Source organism: Pyxidicoccus fallax (assembly GCF_012933655.1).
In the GTDB taxonomy this organism is placed as follows: Bacteria; Myxococcota; Myxococcia; order Myxococcales; family Myxococcaceae; genus Myxococcus; species Myxococcus fallax.
Genome location: NZ_JABBJJ010000639.1, coordinates 1 through 2,669 on the forward strand (window position 1 = coordinate 1; position 2,669 = coordinate 2,669).

Consider the following 2,669-nt stretch of genomic DNA (forward strand, 5'->3'; position numbering starts at 1 on the left):
GGGCTGGGATGGCCAGTCCAACTCCAGCGACTCGGACGCCAATTCAAGCCCGGAATCCGCTTTCTCCAGGAGAGCGCCGCAGCGTGCGCAGCGCCCCTGGTACACGGACAGCGGTTGATGGCAGAAGGGGCAGGGCGACGCGGGCGTGACGGCCATGATTCACTTCGAGCCTGCCTGGACCGTGTCTTCTTTTCCAGCCCCCCTTCTGATGATGCGCCTTTCACATCTCGCCCCCCTGGTGGTGCTCCTGCTGCTGCTGGCACCCCCGGTGCTCGCGGCTCCCTTCGAGGTGGAGACCTTCCGTCCCTCGGCCCAGCACCCGCTGTTGCTGCTCGCGCCCCGGGAGTCGGACAGCGCGACGCTCACCGTCATCTTCGACGTGGGCGCCATGGATGACGGCCACGAGCGCGGGCTGACGCGCGTCACCCAGCACGCGCTGCTGCACTCCAACGCGCGCATCGACTACGAGAAGTGGACGCTCTCCGGCTACGGCGCCGCCGCCACGTTCGAGATGCACACCGGGCTTCACGAGAGCCGCTTCACGCTCACCGCGCCCGCGGGCAGCTTCGACGCGCTCGCGCGCACGCTGCTCACCGCCATCCTCTCGCCCCGCATCGAGGAGCGCCGTTTCGAGGCGGCGCTGGACCGGGGTGGCAATGACTCGCAGCCGCTGGACCCGAGCGTGTGGCTGGAGTTGCTGCTGGTGCGCACCCTCCTGGACGAGCCGCGCTACAAGCAGCCCGGGCTGGGCTCGCTGGCGAAGATTGAAGGCATGCCCGTGGAGACGGTGCGCGAGCACCTGTCGAAGCTCGTGGCGCCGTGCAACGCCACCGTCATCGCCACCGGTCGCTTCAACGCGAAGGCGCTGCGCTCCATCGTCTCGGGCGTGCGTGGCGGGGTTCCCAACACGCACAAGCGCCCCGAGCTGAAGCTGCCCTTCAAGCGGCTCGCGCCCGCGCCTCGCGAGGTGCAGGTGCTCGCCTATCCCATCCGCATCGAGACGCCGCGCCATGCCGCCGCGGCGCGCGTGCTCGCGTCGCTCCTGGAGGAGCGCCTCTTCCAGCGCTTCCGCGACGCCGGGGTGGGCTACGGCTTCGCCTCCGAGCCGCTCTTCACCACCACGCTCGACGCGCTCGCGCTCATCCTGCCGGCCGCGGAGAAGTCGGGCATCGACCTGAGCCCCTTCCTGCGCGAGGAGGTCCGCGCGGTGAGCGAGGGCCAGCTCGAGCCCGGCGCCTTCGAGCGCCACCAGCAGTCCACCCTCATCCGGCTGCGGCTGGCCGACAAGGACGCGCCCCGGGTGGCCGAGGAACTGCGCGCCGCGCGTCAACGGCCGTCCTGGTACGGCCCGGCGCTCCCCGACGCGCTCGCGGCGCTCACCCCCGACGCCCTGCGCGAGGTGGCCGCCTCCTGGCTGCGTGAGGAGTCCTCCATCCAGATCCACTTCGTCACCCGCATGGAGACCCGGGAATGAGCGCCCGCTTCCACACCGCCAGCGCCCTTCTCGCCGCCCTGCTCCTCGTGTCCTCCCCGGCCCTGGCGCGGCGGAGCAAGCCGGCCGCGTCGCGGAGCAAGCCGGCCCAGGTCACCACCCAGGTGGAGCAGCTGCCCGACGGCAGCGAGCTGGTGCTCTCCCTGCGCCCCGGCGCGGACCGGGCCTCGCTGCACTACGTGGTGCGCACGGGCTCGCAGAAGGACCCGCAGGGCAAGGAGGGGCTCGCGCACCTCCTGGAGCACGTCATCTTCCACGGCAGCCACGACGTGCGCGGCGAGGACTTCCGGCGCGCGGTGAAGGCGGCGGGCGGTGAGTTCAACGGCTTCACCAGCGCCCACTCCACCACCTACGTGCTGCAGGCGCCCTCGGAGTTCTTCCTCCCGCTGGCGGAGCAGTTCGTGCGCATCGTGACCAGCCCCGTGCTGGACCCGCGCCGCATGCAGCGCGAGGTGGACATCATCCGCACCGAGCGGCGCTACTTCGCCCAGGGCCCGGGCTTCCACGAGCACCTGGAGGACTCCCTCTTCACGGGGGTGGGCTCGCGCTCCATCATCGGCAACCAGCAGACGCTCGACAGCATCACCCGCGAAGACCTCGTGCGCTTCTACACGCAGCACTACGTCCCGGCGAACACCAGCATCGTCTTCACCGGAGGCGTCCAGCGAGAGCAGGTGCTGGCGCTGCTCGGGCGCGCGGTGCTGCTGCCGCCCTCGCTGCCCGGCGAGTACACGCCCACGCCGGTGTCGCCGCCGCTCCTGCCCATCGAGCAGACCACGCGCGCGTTCATCAGCCTCATCGCCTACGGGTACGCGGTGGCTCCGAAGGACCAGGGCACGTGTCCCCGCGCGGCGGCGCTGCTGCAGCTGCGGCTCTTGCGCTCGCTGCACATCGAGGAGCCCATGGTGATGGGCATGCAGGTGCAGTGCATGTCCCTGCGGGGGAACACCTTCCTGATGGCCCTGGCCTTCAGCGCGTCGCTGCACGCCAGCACGCTGCCGGACCGGATGCAGCAGGCGTTCGCCCGGCTGGCCACCCAGCCCGCCACGGCCGCGGAGGAGAAGCTGGTGGACCTGCGGATGAAGCAGGAGCGCGCGCGGCTGGCGGAGGACGACCCGCGCCGGGGCAACGAGCTGGCCCAGGCGGTGGCCCAGCCCCACACGGGGACCGTCAATCC

Annotated in this window: 2 protein-coding genes; both read left to right on the forward strand. The window is 71.4% G+C overall.

Annotated elements, in window-relative coordinates:
* Positions 1-208: 208 nt before the first annotated feature.
* A complete protein-coding gene (locus HG543_RS52940) occupies positions 209-1,474 on the forward strand; it encodes an insulinase family protein (protein ID WP_169352570.1) in 1,266 nt (421 codons plus the stop codon).
* A partial coding sequence (locus HG543_RS52945) for a M16 family metallopeptidase (protein ID WP_169352571.1) occupies positions 1,471-2,669 on the forward strand: 1,199 nt, incomplete at its 3' end. The genes HG543_RS52940 and HG543_RS52945, both read left to right, overlap by 4 nt.

Excerpts from the sequence above, each read along its gene's own strand:
- HG543_RS52940 (WP_169352570.1), top strand. The coding sequence starts at position 209 with ATGATGCGCCTTTCACATCTCGCCCCCCTGGTGGTGCTCCTGCTGCTG.